This is a genomic window from Patescibacteria group bacterium (assembly GCA_028707495.1).
In the GTDB taxonomy this organism is placed as follows: domain Bacteria; phylum Patescibacteriota; class Patescibacteriia; order UBA2591; family JAQWAS01; genus JAQWAS01.
In genome coordinates this window covers 1-14,818 of record JAQWAS010000014.1, presented here as the reverse complement: position 1 = coordinate 14,818, position 14,818 = coordinate 1, and the positions used below count along the sequence as shown (strand labels likewise).

General features: G+C 32.6%; 15 protein-coding genes and 1 tRNA gene. All 16 read left to right on the top strand.

The genetic code is table 11. From position 1 onward, the window contains the following. The first annotated feature begins 205 nt into the window (after window positions 1-205). The 16 genes from PHS07_04130 to PHS07_04055 all read left to right on the top strand — a co-directional run bounded on the left by PHS07_04130 (window position 206) and on the right by PHS07_04055 (window position 14,647). Window positions 206-1,057: a tyrosine-type recombinase/integrase gene (locus tag PHS07_04130; protein MDD4607482.1), complete on the top strand. Its 852-nt coding sequence runs from the start codon at window positions 206-208 to the stop codon at window positions 1,055-1,057. Window positions 1,058-1,060: 3 nt separating this feature from the next. After that, complete coding sequence (gene dnaG / locus PHS07_04125; GenBank protein MDD4607481.1) at window positions 1,061-2,845, top strand: DNA primase; 1,785 nt, start codon at window positions 1,061-1,063, stop codon at window positions 2,843-2,845. A gap of 33 nt (window positions 2,846-2,878) precedes the next feature. Further along, entirely contained in the window at window positions 2,879-4,219 is a 1,341-nt protein-coding gene (locus tag PHS07_04120; GenBank protein ID MDD4607480.1) for a sigma-70 family RNA polymerase sigma factor, read from the top strand. A gap of 146 nt (window positions 4,220-4,365) precedes the next feature. After that, window positions 4,366-4,440: transfer RNA gene (locus PHS07_04115), tRNA-Asn, on the top strand. Window positions 4,441-4,490: 50 nt separating this feature from the next. Then, window positions 4,491-4,898, top strand: a complete 408-nt coding sequence (locus tag PHS07_04110) for a DUF333 domain-containing protein (GenBank protein ID MDD4607479.1) — start codon at window positions 4,491-4,493, stop codon at window positions 4,896-4,898. Between the two features lie 101 nt (window positions 4,899-4,999). Further along, on the top strand, window positions 5,000-5,212 hold the full coding sequence (locus PHS07_04105) for a hypothetical protein (protein ID MDD4607478.1): 213 nt from the start codon (window positions 5,000-5,002) through the stop codon (window positions 5,210-5,212). 34 nt (window positions 5,213-5,246) lie between these two features. After that, window positions 5,247-5,441 carry a ferredoxin gene (locus PHS07_04100; protein ID MDD4607477.1) on the top strand — a complete coding sequence of 65 codons (195 nt, stop codon included), beginning with the start codon at window positions 5,247-5,249 and terminating at the stop codon, window positions 5,439-5,441. A 15-nt stretch (window positions 5,442-5,456) separates the two neighbouring features. Continuing rightward, window positions 5,457-6,350, top strand: coding sequence for a hypothetical protein (locus tag PHS07_04095; GenBank protein MDD4607476.1), 894 nt, complete (start codon window positions 5,457-5,459; stop codon window positions 6,348-6,350). 4 nt (window positions 6,351-6,354) lie between these two features. Then, window positions 6,355-6,909 carry a 2-oxoacid:acceptor oxidoreductase family protein gene (locus tag PHS07_04090; GenBank protein MDD4607475.1) on the top strand — a complete coding sequence of 185 codons (555 nt, stop codon included), beginning with the start codon at window positions 6,355-6,357 and terminating at the stop codon, window positions 6,907-6,909. Between the two features lie 218 nt (window positions 6,910-7,127). After that, complete coding sequence (locus tag PHS07_04085; protein MDD4607474.1) at window positions 7,128-7,448, top strand: 4Fe-4S binding protein; 321 nt, start codon at window positions 7,128-7,130, stop codon at window positions 7,446-7,448. Further along, window positions 7,426-8,613 carry a pyruvate ferredoxin oxidoreductase gene (porA, locus tag PHS07_04080; GenBank protein MDD4607473.1) on the top strand — a complete coding sequence of 396 codons (1,188 nt, stop codon included), beginning with the start codon at window positions 7,426-7,428 and terminating at the stop codon, window positions 8,611-8,613. The genes PHS07_04085 and porA overlap by 23 nt, the downstream gene beginning before the upstream one ends. A 2-nt stretch (window positions 8,614-8,615) precedes the next feature. Then, window positions 8,616-9,557: a thiamine pyrophosphate-dependent enzyme gene (locus PHS07_04075; protein MDD4607472.1), complete on the top strand. Its 942-nt coding sequence runs from the start codon at window positions 8,616-8,618 to the stop codon at window positions 9,555-9,557. Then, window positions 9,541-11,364 (top strand): efflux RND transporter periplasmic adaptor subunit, encoded by a 1,824-nt coding sequence (locus PHS07_04070; protein MDD4607471.1) that lies wholly within the window; start codon window positions 9,541-9,543, stop codon window positions 11,362-11,364. Before PHS07_04075 ends, PHS07_04070 begins: the two co-directional genes overlap by 17 nt. 96 nt (window positions 11,365-11,460) lie before the next feature. Continuing rightward, window positions 11,461-12,180 (top strand): ABC transporter ATP-binding protein, encoded by a 720-nt coding sequence (locus tag PHS07_04065; protein MDD4607470.1) that lies wholly within the window; start codon window positions 11,461-11,463, stop codon window positions 12,178-12,180. Between the two features lies 1 nt (window position 12,181). Continuing rightward, window positions 12,182-13,414, top strand: coding sequence for an ABC transporter permease (locus PHS07_04060; GenBank protein MDD4607469.1), 1,233 nt, complete (start codon window positions 12,182-12,184; stop codon window positions 13,412-13,414). Between the two features lie 3 nt (window positions 13,415-13,417). Continuing rightward, window positions 13,418-14,647 (top strand): ABC transporter permease, encoded by a 1,230-nt coding sequence (locus PHS07_04055; protein MDD4607468.1) that lies wholly within the window; start codon window positions 13,418-13,420, stop codon window positions 14,645-14,647. Window positions 14,648-14,818: the final 171 nt, after the last annotated feature.

The following is a 14,818-nucleotide window of genomic DNA, read 5'->3' as shown; positions in this document are numbered from 1 at the left end:
TTATTCCTTTTTCAGCTTCATCCATAGCGCGCCGGATTAAATTTTCCTTAGTTTGTTTATTCATATGCGAGAGAGGAATAAATAAATTGTTTTCATTAAAGGAGATTTTTAAATTATTTCGCAGAACAGGGTTTATACAAACTCGTTGAATTAGACCTTTATTTATGCTAAAATATTAGTATAAATTTTAAATCATAATGAGGTTATGAAACAAAGTCAAAATTATTATCCAAGTCAAGATCCAATGTTAAAGTTGGAGCGCGAATTAAAATTACGAGGTTTTAGTCCTAGAACTATAAAAGCCTATCTTTATTATAACAAGAATTTTTTAAATTATGCAAGCAAAAATCCAAGAGATATCAACAATGAAGACATTAAGAGATATTTAGATTTTTTAATTAAAAAAAATTTATCTAGCTCAACTTTAAATTTAATTATTAATTCTCTGAAATTTTATTATAAACAGATATTAAATAGGCGATTTTTTTATAAAATTAAGCATGTTAAAAAAGATAAAAAATTACCCACAGTCTTGAGCCAGGCCGAAATTAAAAAAATGATTGATTTAACTCAAAATCGTAAGCATAAATTTTTAATATCTTTAATGTATGCCACAGGCTTAAGGGTTAGTGAGGTAATTAAAATTAAAATGCGAGATATTGATTTAGATAGAAAAGTGTTAAAGGTTGTGGCTGGCAAAGGTCGTAAGGACAGATATGTTAATTTAGCTAACAAGCTCATCCCAGAATTAAAAAATCAATTTAAACTTAAAAACGCTAATGATTTTTTGTTTACTAGTCGGGGCGAAAATAAGCATTTAAGTCCGACTAGTGCCGAAAAAATAGTTAGAGACGCGGCCAAATTAGCCGGTATCTGTAAATCAGTTTCTTGTCACACTTTACGTCATTCTTTTGCTACCCATTTACTTGAAGCGGGAAATGATATAAGATATATCCAGGAATTGTTGGGCCATAAAAATTTAAAGACTACTCAAATTTATACTCAGGTGGCGGCCAATGTTTTGTCGCGAGTTAAAAGCCCACTTGATAATTTATAATTTATGTCAGAAACCGTTGATGAAATAAAAAACAAATTGGATTTAATTGATGTCGTGCGTGAATACGTACCTAATTTAAAACAGGTCGGCGCGAACTGGAAATCACCTTGTCCATTTCATAAAGAAAAAACGCCGTCTTTTTTTGTTTCACCTGATCGTCAAATTTGGCATTGTTTTGGTTGTGGCGCTGGCGGAGATATGTTCGAATTTATTAAAAAAATTGAAGGCATTGAATTCGCCGAGGCTTTAAAAATTTTAGCCAACAAAGCTGGTGTAGAAATTAAACGTGATAATCCAGAGGTGGTCAATCAACGTACGCAATTGATGGACGTGTGCTCTCAGGCTGCCAATTTTTATCATCAAGTTTTATTAAAAACTGCACAAGCCGAGAAAGCGCGTGAATATTTAAAGCAACGTAATTTATCAGATCAAACTATCCAAGAATTTAAATTAGGTTTTGCGCCCGAGAGTTGGGATTCTTTAGTTAAAGCTTTAAAAACAAAAGATTTTTTAGAAATAGATATTCAAAGAGCTGGTTTGGCTTTATCTAAAAATGGGCAAAAATATTATGATCGTTTTAGAAATCGGATTATGTTTCCAATTCAAGACACACATGGAAATATGGTTGGTTTTACTGGGCGAACTTTAGATCCCAATGAGTCAGCTAAATATGTTAATACACCAGAAACGTCAATTTTTAATAAAAGCAAAATTTTATATGGTTTAGACAAGGCTAAAAAATATATTCGAGAAGAAAAATTAGCTATCATTGTTGAGGGACAAATGGATGTTTTGGCTTCGCATCAGGCGGGAATTAAAAATGTCGTTGCTGCCAGTGGAACAGCTTTAACCTTAGATCAAATTAAACTTATCAAGCGTTATGCCGAAAATATCGCTTTAGCCTTTGATGTCGATTTGGCTGGGCAAGAAGCAACTAAACGTGGAATTGCTAATGCTTGGCAGGAAAATTTAAACGTTAAAATTATTCAACTTAAAGCAGGCAAAGATCCCGACGAATGTATTCAACAAGATGTTAAATTGTGGCAAGAATCAATTCAACAGGCCCGACCAATTATGGAACATTATTTTGACATAGCTTTTAAAGATAAAGATTTGTCTCAGGTTGAAAATCGTAAACAGGCTAGTAAAATTTTATTGCCAATTATTGCACAACTTAATAATAAAATCGATCAGGAGTTTTGGTTAAAAAAAATAGCTGACAAAATTGAAGTTAGAATTGAGTCTTTGTTTGAAATTTTAGAAAAATTTAACAGCAAACAAACATCCAAACCAATGGTGGTAGAAAAATTTAAAAATACCAATCGCCAATTAAGCTTAATGGAAAGATATTTGGCTATGTTAATTAAATATCCTAAATTACGCCATAATTTAATTCAAAATTTCGATTGGCAGATGTTTGAGGGCTATACTCAGCTAGAAGGCATTGTTAAAATCTTAAATGAGTATTATAATAAACAAGAGGTAATTAATGAGGATTTATTTAATCAGAAAAATTTTTGTCAATTGTTAAATCAGGATGAACAAAATTATTTAGATGTTTTAAATTTATTAGTAGCTAAAGAAAATTTTAATGAATGGGATGAACGTGAATTAAAATCAGAAATTTTAAAAATTAGCCAAGATTTGCAAAAGATATTTATTCAAGATCAATTACGTCAAATTGAATTAAAAATAAAAAAAACCGAAGAAGACGGAGATGAAGAACAACTAAACGAATTATTTAAACAATTCAACCAACTAGCTCAAGAGTTGGCCAGTTTAAATTAGCTATTTTTTATAATTTATATTTTCAATATATTTATGCTAACAACCTCAAAAGAGTTGTCTAAAAAAACGTTGCGTCGAGTTAAAAAAACCATTAAACCTAAAATCAAGACACGCATTGCTAAATCAGCCAAAACTCAGCCCAAGAAAAAAGTTAAATCTTTGGACCGAGGAGCGTTTAAGGTCAAATCTCGATCCAAAATTAAAAAGAAACAACCGCAATCAACTCAAGTTAAAAACGAAACTAAACGTCGATTTTACAAAAAAGTTTTATGGCCTGAGGAGCGGGCAACGGTTTTATTAAAAAAAGCGCGTAATCGGGGTTTTATTTCAGAAAATGAAATTTTATACACTTTGCCAGATATTGAAGATTACATTCCAGAATACGAAAAATTTTTAGACAGTTTAGAATTAGCGGGGATTGAAATAATTGAGTCGAGTTCAAGCTTTTTAGATACACCAGCCCCGACTTTTAAAATTGAAAAAAATAAATTAGTTAAAGAAGAAGAAAAAAAATCAGTTAAAGCACCCAAATTAAATACGGTTAAAAATTATCCTGATTCAATTCAATTATATTTAAAAGAAATCGGTCGCATTCCATTATTAACCACCAAAGAAGAAATTAAGCTCGCTAAATTAAAGGATTTGGGCGACGAAGATGCTCGTCAAAAATTAGTTGAAGCGAATTTGCGTTTAGTGGTATCAATCGCTAAAAGATTTGTTGGCTATGGTTTGCCATTGTTAGATTTAATTCAAGAGGGCAATATGGGGTTATTTAGAGCAGTGGAAAAATTTGATGCCAGTAAGGGTTATAAATTTTCAACTTATGCTCATTGGTGGATTCGTCAAAGTATTACTCGGTCACTAGCTGATCATTCTCGAACGATTCGTATCCCAGTTCACATGGTGGAAGATATTAATTCTTTCAAAAAAATTCAAAGTGAATTAACTCGGGCATTGGGTCGTGATCCTTTACCAGAAGAAATAGCTGCTGAAATGAAAGAAGATATTGAAAAGATTCGTTATATTATGAAAATTTCTCAAAGTACAATTTCTTTGGAAACATCAGTGGGTGACGATGATAGCGAAGATACAACTTTGGCGGATTTTGTTAAAGATGAAAAAGCTATTACACCCATGCAATTAGCTTCAATGAAATTATTACGCGATTATGTCAGGAAAATTTTATCAGAATTAACTCCGCGTGAACAAAAAATATTAGAAATGCGTTTTGGTTTAAATGATGGCATTTCACACACCCTAGAAGAAGTGGGTGAGGAATTCGGAGTAACCAGAGAAAGAATTCGTCAAATTGAAGCTAAGTCTTTAGAAAGAATTAAAGACTTGAAGGGGGTTGAAAAATTGGGAGGATATTAATTGTAATTAATAGTTTAATGGCTAATAATAATTATAAACAAGAGGGGTTGCAAATTAAAATAATTTTTGCTAAACTATTATCTTGAAATAAAAAAAATGATTAATGGGTTGTAAGTTGTTAGTTGTAAATTGTAAGTTATTCTTATTCCGCGGTAGCTCAATGGTAGAGCAACTGGCTGTTAACCAGTAGGTTGCCGGTTCGAGCCCGGCCCGCGGAGCCAAATTAACTAACAACTAATAACTGACAACAAACAACCAATTACAAATAAATATGAGAAATAAAATTTTACAATTAACATTTATCATCTTGATTTTAGGTATAACGTTGTTGATTACTGGTTGTCAACCTAAAACTTTTGATACTTTTATAAGTTGTCAGGATAAATGTGTTAAAAAAGGTTTTGGCGTGGGAGAATGTTTACAGCCGTCAGTTGCTAAAGAAAATTATGTTGATTTGGGTCCATGCACTATGCCGGGTTTCGAAAATTGTAATTGTTATTGTTTTGAAAAAGTTGAACTAGCTAATCCTGCTTCAGTTTATTGTAAAGAACAAGGTGGAACCCTAGAAATTAGAGACACAGACGAAGGTCAAGTTGGTTATTGTTTATTTGAAGATGGCTCAGAATGCGAAGAATGGGCTTTTTATCACGAGAAGTGTCAATCAGGGAGTTTAGAATAAAAATATTTTTTAGTTTAAAAGTAGTTTATTATTGATAAACTATTTTTATTTTTTTAAATTTTTGTTATAATATAAATTAAGATTATTAATCATATTTTTATATGTCACAAATAAGCAATGAAATTTTTGCCAAAATTAAAGAACGCATGAAAATTGAGGGTACCTTTGGTCGAGAAGAATACGAAGCTTTAATTGAAGAATTAATGGATGAATATTCTGATCAAGAATTAATTACCGATGACGACGATGTGGTTGAAATTGAAGAAGATTTAAAAAGCCGTTGGGAAATTTTAAAAGAAGAGGGCTTAGAATAATTTTATTAATTAATTTTTTTATTAATATAATCATATGAGTTTTAAAATTGAAATTGATAAAGAAAAATGTATAGGTTGTGGCAGTTGTGCTGCCATTTGTCCTGAAAATTTTGAAATAGCTAGCGACGGTAAGGCTCAAGTTAAAAAATCAGATATAAAAGAATTGGGTTGTTCTAAACAAGCCGAAGAAATGTGTCCGGTTCAGGCTATTAAGATTAAACATATTTAAATATTATATAAAAATATGATTAAAAATAGTAAGTACAACTTAATTACTAAGTTTTTTTATATAGCTTTTTGTTTATTGCTTGTTTTAATTATAGTTCCAGCTCAAATTATTAAATCAGACATAGGAAATATTTTAAATGCAACTGCTCTATTATATAGTATTTTAATTGGTTTTTTGGTAACAGCTGCTATGAATAATTATTTTGAATTACAACGTTTAGTTACTAACGAAACTGGTAATTTAATTAATTTATTTAGTTTAGTTAAATTAATAGATAAAAGAAAAGTTAAGTCAATTATAGATAAAATAGACAAATATTTAATTAAAGGATTTGATTATGATTTAACTAATTACACTGATAAGACTGCACAAGAATTTAATGAATTAATTCAAACAGCTTCAAGTGTTAAAGTTATTAACCAAAAAGAAACACAGACTTTTAATATTATGATGAGCAATATTTCAGACATGAGAAAGACCAGACAACAAATCAGAATTGTTGCTCCTAAAATTATTACTTCAGTTTATTGGACAACATTATTAACCTTAGCCTCGATTATTATTGGTTTATTATTTTTAACTTGCGACGAGGGTTTTGTTGAAAAATTAGTCACACTTTTATTGTCGTTTTCGGTTGTAATTTCACTTTTGCTTTTAGCGGAGGTTGACAGTAATCGCCTAGATGAAGAAAAATTAGCCTTTGAAACCTTTGAGAATGTTTTTGATATTATTGGTAGGCCAAGATATTATCCGAGTATCAGTTTAAAAGCTGGTCGTATTAAATTAAATTTTAAAAAAGATTATAGGGTTGGCTTTTATAAAAATTATCCAAAAGATTTAACCAAGGAAATAGTAAATTTTAAATCTGGTAAAAAATGGCAAGATTATAAAAAATATAAAAATAAATAATTTTATGTTTGAAGTTAGAATTCATGGTCGCGCGGGTCAGGGAGCTAAATTGGCAGCTCAGCTTTTAGCTGAAACTGCTTTAACCGAAGGTAAATTTATTCAGGCTTTTCCCGAGTATGGACCAGAACGATCAGGGGCGCCAGTAGTATCAAATGTTAGAATTGATAAAAAAGAAATCAGAAAACACTATCCAGTTGTTCAACCAGATGTGGTTGTGATTTTAGACCCAAATTTAATTGAAGTAGTTGATATTAATCAAGGTGTTGGACCAGAAACCCTGGTAATTATTAACACTGATCAGACAATTATTGAAATAAAAAAACAATATCAAATTAAGGGTCAAGTTAAAACTTTGCCAGCCACGGGGATAGCCCTAGAGACTATAAAAACAAACAAACCCAATACAGTTTTATTAGCTTATTTAATTCAATTAACTAAGGTAGTTAAAATTAACTCTTTTAAAAAAATAGTTCAACAGGAATTTAAACACAAGGGTAAAGAAGAATTTATTCAATCGAATTTAACAGCAATCGAAAAAGGATATAATTTTAAAAAATAAAAGAGAGATCCTTTTTGGGACCTCTTCTTAGGGGAAATATTTACCCCCGAATAAATTTATTTCTTTTTTCTTCTCCTCGCTTTTTTAGCGTAAGAAGGTTTGCCGATATCAGTTGATCCATGGAAAGTTTTTAAGAACCAGTGTAAAAGCCAGACCATTTTACCTCCCTCAATCAATTTTTAAAGTTGTTATTTTAATCTTAGCATATATTTAAAATCATGTCAATAGAAAAATTAAAATCATCAAATGAATTAAAAAGGGGCGCTGTTTTAAAACAAAAGCAGGACTCAAGTTTAAAATATAAAACCGGCTCATGGCGAACTTTTAAGCCTGATTTTGACGAAGCAAAATGTATTCACTGTCTGCAATGTGTTTACTTTTGTCCAGAAAATTGTATTTTAATTAAACAAGGTAAGCGCGATAAAGTGGATTTAGATTATTGCAAAGGTTGTGGTTTGTGTGCTCAAATTTGTCCAGTTCAAGCAATTAAAATGATTAAAGATAATAAAAATTCTCATGTTCAAAAAAACACAAAATAATTTTAAAGAAAAGGCGCTAACTGGTGGCGCGGCTGTGGCTGAAGCCATGCGACAGGTTAATCCTGAGGTGATGTGCGCTTATCCCATTACGCCACAGACGCCAATTATTGAAACTTTTGCGCAAATCAAAGCCGATGGTTTAGTTGACACAGAATTAGTTTTACCAGAATCAGAACATTCGGCTTTAAGTATTGTGGTTGGCGCTTCAGCAGCTGGCACGCGAGCCATGACAGCTACGGCTTCACAAGGCCTAGCTTTAATGGCAGAAATTTTATGGGCCGCTTCAGGTTTACGTTTGCCAATTGTCATGGCAGTGGCTGGTCGCGCTTTATCGGCGCCAATTAATGTGCACGGTGACCACTCAGATTCAATTGGTTTGCGTGAAGCCGGTTGGGTTCAGCTATATTCTGAAACAGCTCAAGAAGCTTACGAAAATATGTTATTAGCTGTCAGATTAGCTGAAGCTTCAGAAGTTAGATTACCAGTTATGGTAATGTTAGACGGTTTTTTTACTTCACACAACGTGGAAAATGTTAAAATTTTTAATGATAAAATTATTAAAAAGTTTTTAGGTCAATACAAAGCAGAATTTTCTTTATTTAATACGCAAGATCCTGTTTCCTATGGACCATTGGCTTTGCCTAATTATTATTTTGAAATTAAATATCAACAACAGCAGGCCATGAAAAAAGTGGTGTCCAATTTTAAAAAAATAGCTGGAGAATTGAAAAAAATCACTCAAACTAATTACAAAATATTTGAAGAATATAAAGTTAAAGATGCTGACTATGTGATGATTGTTATGGGTTCAACAGCTGGTACGGCTAAAGAGGTGGTTGATGATTTAAGAAAACAGGGTCACAAGGTTGGAATTTTAAAACCAGTTTTATATCGACCCTTCCCTTATCAAGCTATGGCTCAAGTCTTGAAAAATAAAAAAGCGGTGGCTGTTCTAGATCGGGCCATGTCCTTTGGTGCTCAGGCAAGTTTATACACCGATATTAAATCAAGTTTATATCATGAGAAAAAACGACCGTTATTACAAAGTTATGTTTATGGTCTGGGTGGTCGCGATATTTACGATAAAGATATTAATCAAGTTTTTAAAGATTTAATGTCAGGTAAAATTAATCAACAAGAAAAATATATTAATTTAAGAAAGTAAAAATGGATTTAAAAACGCTTACGCAAAAAATTAAAAAACAAAATCGTTTAGTCGCAGGTCATCGGACATGTGCTGGTTGTGCTATCCCCAATATCATTCGGACAGTTTTAGCAGCTTGTGATTCAGACGTGGTAGTTGCCAATGCGACTTCCTGCGCTGAAGTTACTTCAACCATTTATCCTTTTACAGCTTGGAATGTGCCATGGATTCATAATGCTTTTGAAAATGTGGCAGCAACAATTTCTGGTGTTGAAGCAGCTTATAAAAGTTTAAAAAAGAAAGGCCAAATTAAAAAAGAAATAAAATTTGTGGCTTTTGCTGGCGATGGTGGAACCTATGATATTGGTTTACAATCTTTATCTGGCGCTTTAGAACGAGGTCATGATTTCTTATATGTTTGTTATGATAATGAAGGTTATATGAATACTGGCGGTCAACGTTCCTCAGCTACGCCACGTGGCGCTGCTACGACCACCACCCCCTCGGGTAAAAAGTGTTGCGGTAAAATGGAGTTTAGAAAAAACATAGTTGAAATTGTTGCGGCTCATGGCATTAAATATATTGCTCAAGCTGGGCCACATAATTGGATAGATTTATATAATAAAGCTGAAAGAGCTTTAAAAACACCTGGCCCGACTTTTTTAAATGTTTTATCTCCTTGCACTTTAAATTGGAAGTTTCCGTCTGATATGGCAATGGAAATTTCCAAACTAGCGGTGGAAACTCGTTTTTGGCCGTTATACGAAATTATAAATGGTCAGTACAAAATAAATTATCAACCGAGCCAGAAAATTAAAATTGAAGAATTTTTAAAACTTCAGGGTCGTTTTAATCATTTGTTTGCTAAAAATAATCAGACGGTAATTCAAGAGATTCAATCAGAAATAGATCAGCGCTGGCAAGAATTAATTTTTAAATCCCAATGTTATGAAAAAAAGAGCTAAAATTGTTTTAATTATTTTAATTCTATTTTTTGTTTTGATAGTTTTAGGTGGTCTTTGGGCTAAACAAAATAAAAATAAAGTTAGTTATCAAACAGTTAAAGCTGAAAAAGCTGATTTAATACAAAGCGTTTCAATTACTGGCACGGTTGAATCAGCTACAGCTATCAATTTAAGTTTTAAAACTAGTGGACAATTAGAAGAGATTAAGTTTCAAGAAGGTCAAGAGGTTGAATTAGATCAGGTTTTAGCTTCTTTAAAAGCGCCGGATTTATTAAACAACATTCAACAGGCTGAGGCTAATTTAAATTCTGCTCAAGCTGAATATAATCTTAAAATAGCCGGAGTGAGTGACGAAGAGATTAAAGTAGCTCAAGTTCAAGTTAAAACGGTTCAAGCTGAATTAAATAAAGCTCAAGTTGATTATCAAAACACCTTAAAAACCGATCAAAACAATATCTTGCAAGCCGAAATAGATGTAGATAAAGCCGAGTCAGATTTAAATAATTATACGACTTACTATAATCAATTAGTTGATGATAGTTATGTTGATTTGCACAATACTTTAAAGAATTCGGGAATTGTTATTAGTTCGGCTTTAACTGAATGCGATAACGTTTTGGGCGAAGATAATCCCGGGGTGAATGATGAATTTGAAAATTATTTAGGTGTAAGAAATATTCAAACTAAAATTAATGCTATTAATAGTTATAATCAAGCCGTTGAAAAATATGATGACCTGGAACCAGTTTTGGAAATTTTAAATTCAACATCAACTCACGATGAAATACAAGCAACCCTAGACACAGTAGAATCAGCTATGAGTTTGGTAGCTACGGCTTTAGATCGAATTAAAACTTTATTAAACTATACTATTTCAGCTAGTGGTTTTACTGAAGCAGAATTACAAACATTAAAAGGCTCGGTTGATAGTGAGCGAACCAACTTAAATACCGCTATTGTAGCTTTGGCAACGAGCGAACAAGCCGTACAAACCGCTGAATTAAATTATCAAACTTATTCAGCCTCTTACCGGTCAGCTCATGATAAGGCTGTGGCTAATTTAGATAAAATGCGTCAAATAGCCGAAAATAATGAACGGACCTATGCGAATTTAATTGAAATTAAACAAGTGGCCTTAGAATCAGCTCAGGCTAATTTAGAATTAAAACAAGCTCCAGCCAGAAGTGTTGATTTAGCAGCTTATTTGAGTCGTATTAAAGAGGCACGCACTAATTTAGAGCTAGCTCAGATTAATTATGAAAATGCTTTAATCAAAAGTCCAATGTCTGGCGTAATTACTAAAATAAATTATGAGATTGGAGAACAAATAACGGTTGGGAGTCCGGTGATTTCTTTGATTGCCAAATCGGGTTTAGAAATTAAAGCTGACGTGCCAGAATCTGATATCATTAAAATTGATATTGGTGATCCGGTAGAAATTACTTTAGATGCTTATGGCGAAGAGCAGATTTTTCAAGGGAGTGTTAGTTTTATTGATCCAGCGGAAACAGTCATTCAAGATGTGGTTTATTATGGTATTAAAATTCAATTTGATAATGACATTCAAAGTGTTAAACCAGGGATGACCGCTAATAGTATTATCGAAACAGCTCGCAAAGAAAATGTTTTACAAATACCAATTCGAGCAATTAAACAACGTAATGGTGATAAGGTAGTCGATATTTTAGAAAATAAAGAAGTTATTCAAAAAGAAGTTGTCACTGGTTTACGCGGCGATAATTATATGGAAATTATTTCAGGCTTAGAGGTTGGCCAAGAGGTTATTACTTTTATTAAAGATAACTAAATTTAATAATCATTAACTTCCTTTTTTATTTTCATCTTCTGCCTCTGGTTAGGAGGTGAGATGAAGGAAGTTTTTTTATAAAATAATATTAATTTTATGGCTAAAGATTTAATTGTTCTGCAAGATATTTATAAACAATTTGAAAATGAAGAAGTAGTTACTAAAGTTTTGCATGGTATTAGTTTTACCATCCAACAGGGTGAATTTGTGGCTATCATGGGACCTTCTGGTTCTGGTAAATCAACCTTAATGCATATATTAAGTTTTTTAGATCGACCGACTGAGGGTGAATATTTTTTTGATGGTCAGGCGACTAAAGATTTTGACGATGATAAATTAGCACTTTTGCGTAATAAAAAATTAGGCTTTGTTTTTCAGACATTTAATTTATTGCCAAGGACCACAGTTTTAGATAATGTTATTTTGCCTTTACAATACACTCAAGATTCGGTCGACAAAATTAAAGCCGCCACACAAGCTTTAACTGCCGTTGGTTTAGAGCACCGATTAAATTATTTTTCAAATCAATTATCAGGCGGCGAAAAACAGCGGGTAGCTATCGCGCGAGCCTTAGTTAACAATCCAGATGTTATCTTTGCCGATGAGCCAACTGGTAATTTAGATTCAAAGTCTGGTCAGCAAATTATGGAAATTATTGATAATCTGAATCAGCAAGGTAAAACAATTATTATGGTAACTCATGAAATATATACTGCTCAAACAGCCAAGAGGATTATTAATTTAAAAGATGGTCAAGTAGTAGCCGATGAAGGTGTTGTTAAGAGAACTCAAATTAAAGAGGGTTTAATTAAATAATATGCATTTAGCTAGATTAATTCATTTAGCTTTTAAAAGTTTAAAATTAAATAAAAAAAGAACTTCATTGACTATGTTGAGCATTGTGATTGGTGTTGCCGCTGTTATTATTATTATGTCGGTTGGGGCCGGCGCTCAAAGTTTAATTTTAAATCAAATTAGTGTTTTAGGTACGGACGTGGTGAGTGTTACGCCTGGCTATGCAGATGATGATGGACCGCCAGCTTCGGTTTATGGTATTCAGGTGACGACTTTAAAGAAAAAAGATGCTCAGGCTTTAGCTAAAATTTTAGAAGTTAAATATATTAGCTCATATGTTGAAGGTACTGCTATGGTTAAATATCATAATGAAAATATCAGCACTAAAGTTATCGGCGCCGATGCGTCTTATTTAAATGTTGAATCAATCGATTTAGTTAAGGGAAGTTTTTTTACAAAAGCCGATGAAGATGGTGTTGTTCGCGTGGCAGTTATTGGTTGGCAATTAGCTCAAGATTTTTTTGGTGATGACAACCCAATCGGTAAAAAAATAAAAATTAAAAAAGAAACTTTTAGGGTGATCGGTACGTTGGAAAAGAGGGGATCGGTTGGTTTTGAAAATCAAGATAGTGTCGTGGTTATACCCATAGGCGCTGCTCAAAAATTAATTTTTGGCATTAATCATTTACATAGTATTGCTATGAAATTAAATAGTGAGCAAGATGTGCCTTTTGTTGAACAGCAAATTAAAGATATTTTACGTCAACAACACAATATTGATGATCCAAGTCAAGATGATTTTACGGTTTATACAGTAGCTAATTTTATTGAAACTTTAAGTAATATTACCAATGCCTTAAAATATTTTTTAGCCATCATCGCGGCTGTTTCTTTAGTAGTTGGTGGTGTAGGGATTATGAATATTATGTTAGTTTCAGTTAATGAAAGAACCCAGGAGATTGGTTTACGCAAGGCAGTCGGCGCGCGATCAAAAGATATTCAAGAACAATTTTTAACTGAATCAATTACGGTTACAGTTTTGGGTGGAGTGGTTGGAATTTTAATTGGCGTTTTGATTTCAGGTTTAATAGCAGCAATAGCTCATTATTTAGATTATAGTTGGAGTTTTGTAATTACTTTATCGTCTATTTTATTGGGGGTTGGTGTTTCAGCCTTAACGGGGACTTTATTTGGTTGGTATCCAGCCAAAAGGGCGGCTGATTTACAGCCAGTTGAATCTTTACGTTATGAATAATTTATGACTTTAATTAGAACAATTAAAATTTCTTATCAAGCTATTATAGCCCATAAAGTTAGGGCAGCTTTAACTGTCTTGGGTTTAACTATTGGAGTGTTGGCTATCATTTTAGTTATTAACTTGGGGCAAGGATTTGAAAATTATTTGGCTGGCCAAATGGAAATGTTTGGCACAGACTATATTGATATTGAACCACGAGTACCTAAAGATTCTCGAGTCTCGCAAATGAATAGTTCTACAATTACAACTTTGACAATGAAAGATGCCGAAGTAGTAGCGGAGCATCCCAATATTCGAGATTATTATGTTGGTTTATTAGGTCAGGCAGTTACTTCTTACCAGGGTAAAGATAAGGCGACAATGCTATTTGGTATTTCGGCAACTGGTTTTGATTTATATAAACCTCAAATTGAGCAGGGTCGTCCTTTTACCGATGAAGAAGATAAATCTTTAACTCGAGTAGCAGTTATTGGTAGGGATATTAAAGAGGAATTATTCGGTCAAGGTGATGCCATCGGAGAAAGGATAAGAATTGGTAAACATAATTTTCAAGTGATTGGTGTTATGGAAAAGCAAGGGGCGATGGGTCCAATGAAAATGGATGAAATAATTTTTGTGCCAGTTCGAACCTTACAAAAATTAATCATGGGAGTTGATCATATCCAAATGATTTTAGCTTATATGTATGATACATCGCAAGCAGAAACTACAGCGATCGAACTAAAACAAATTATTATGGAACAGCATGAAATTACAGATGAGAATAAGGCTGATTTTGAAGTTATGACGTCCGATCAGGCGATGGATATTTTAGACCAGATTACTGGTGCGGTTAATTTATTATTATTAGCCATAGCTATGATTTCCTTATTGGTTGGTGGGGTAGGGATTATGAATATTATGTATGTTTCAGTTTCAGAAAGAACGTATGAAATTGGTTTGCGCAAATCGGTTGGCGCTACGCAATCTAATATTTTATGGCAATTTTTATGGGAGGCATTATTTTTAACTTTAATCGGTGGTTTAATCGGGGTTATTTTAGGTACAGGCTTAACTTTTTTAGCTGGTGAAATTGCAATCTATATGGGTTTTGATTTAGGGAATTTAATCGCGCTTCAAGGCATTTTTATTGGTATAGGATTTTCTTTACTTGTAGGTTTAATTTTTGGAATTTATCCGGCTCGTAAGGCAGCTCAACTGGATCCTATTACAGCTTTAAGAAAAGAATAAAATATTTTAAATTTAAATACGCAGAAAGTTTGCGTATTTTTGTTTTGTTTTAAACACATACATTTTGCACCCTCAAACCAAGGGCTTGATTAGGAGTTAGACCGTTTAAGGCACAATGTTCTAAATCATTGTAATACATATTCCAAAGTTTAATCTTGTATTTTAATTCTT

Coding starts and splice junctions, on each gene's coding strand:
- PHS07_04130 (MDD4607482.1), top strand. CDS start 206: ATGAAACAAAGTCAAAATTATTATCCAAGTCAAGATCCAATGTTAAAG.
- dnaG (MDD4607481.1), top strand. CDS start 1,061: ATGTCAGAAACCGTTGATGAAATAAAAAACAAATTGGATTTAATTGAT.
- PHS07_04070 (MDD4607471.1), top strand. CDS start 9,541: ATGAAAAAAAGAGCTAAAATTGTTTTAATTATTTTAATTCTATTTTTT.
- PHS07_04075 (MDD4607472.1), top strand. CDS start 8,616: ATGGATTTAAAAACGCTTACGCAAAAAATTAAAAAACAAAATCGTTTA.
- PHS07_04100 (MDD4607477.1), top strand. CDS start 5,247: ATGAGTTTTAAAATTGAAATTGATAAAGAAAAATGTATAGGTTGTGGC.
- PHS07_04090 (MDD4607475.1), top strand. CDS start 6,355: ATGTTTGAAGTTAGAATTCATGGTCGCGCGGGTCAGGGAGCTAAATTG.
- PHS07_04065 (MDD4607470.1), top strand. CDS start 11,461: ATGGCTAAAGATTTAATTGTTCTGCAAGATATTTATAAACAATTTGAA.
- PHS07_04105 (MDD4607478.1), top strand. CDS start 5,000: ATGTCACAAATAAGCAATGAAATTTTTGCCAAAATTAAAGAACGCATG.
- PHS07_04110 (MDD4607479.1), top strand. CDS start 4,491: ATGAGAAATAAAATTTTACAATTAACATTTATCATCTTGATTTTAGGT.
- PHS07_04085 (MDD4607474.1), top strand. CDS start 7,128: ATGTCAATAGAAAAATTAAAATCATCAAATGAATTAAAAAGGGGCGCT.
- PHS07_04055 (MDD4607468.1), top strand. CDS start 13,418: ATGACTTTAATTAGAACAATTAAAATTTCTTATCAAGCTATTATAGCC.
- PHS07_04060 (MDD4607469.1), top strand. CDS start 12,182: ATGCATTTAGCTAGATTAATTCATTTAGCTTTTAAAAGTTTAAAATTA.
- porA (MDD4607473.1), top strand. CDS start 7,426: ATGTTCAAAAAAACACAAAATAATTTTAAAGAAAAGGCGCTAACTGGT.
- PHS07_04095 (MDD4607476.1), top strand. CDS start 5,457: ATGATTAAAAATAGTAAGTACAACTTAATTACTAAGTTTTTTTATATA.
- PHS07_04120 (MDD4607480.1), top strand. CDS start 2,879: ATGCTAACAACCTCAAAAGAGTTGTCTAAAAAAACGTTGCGTCGAGTT.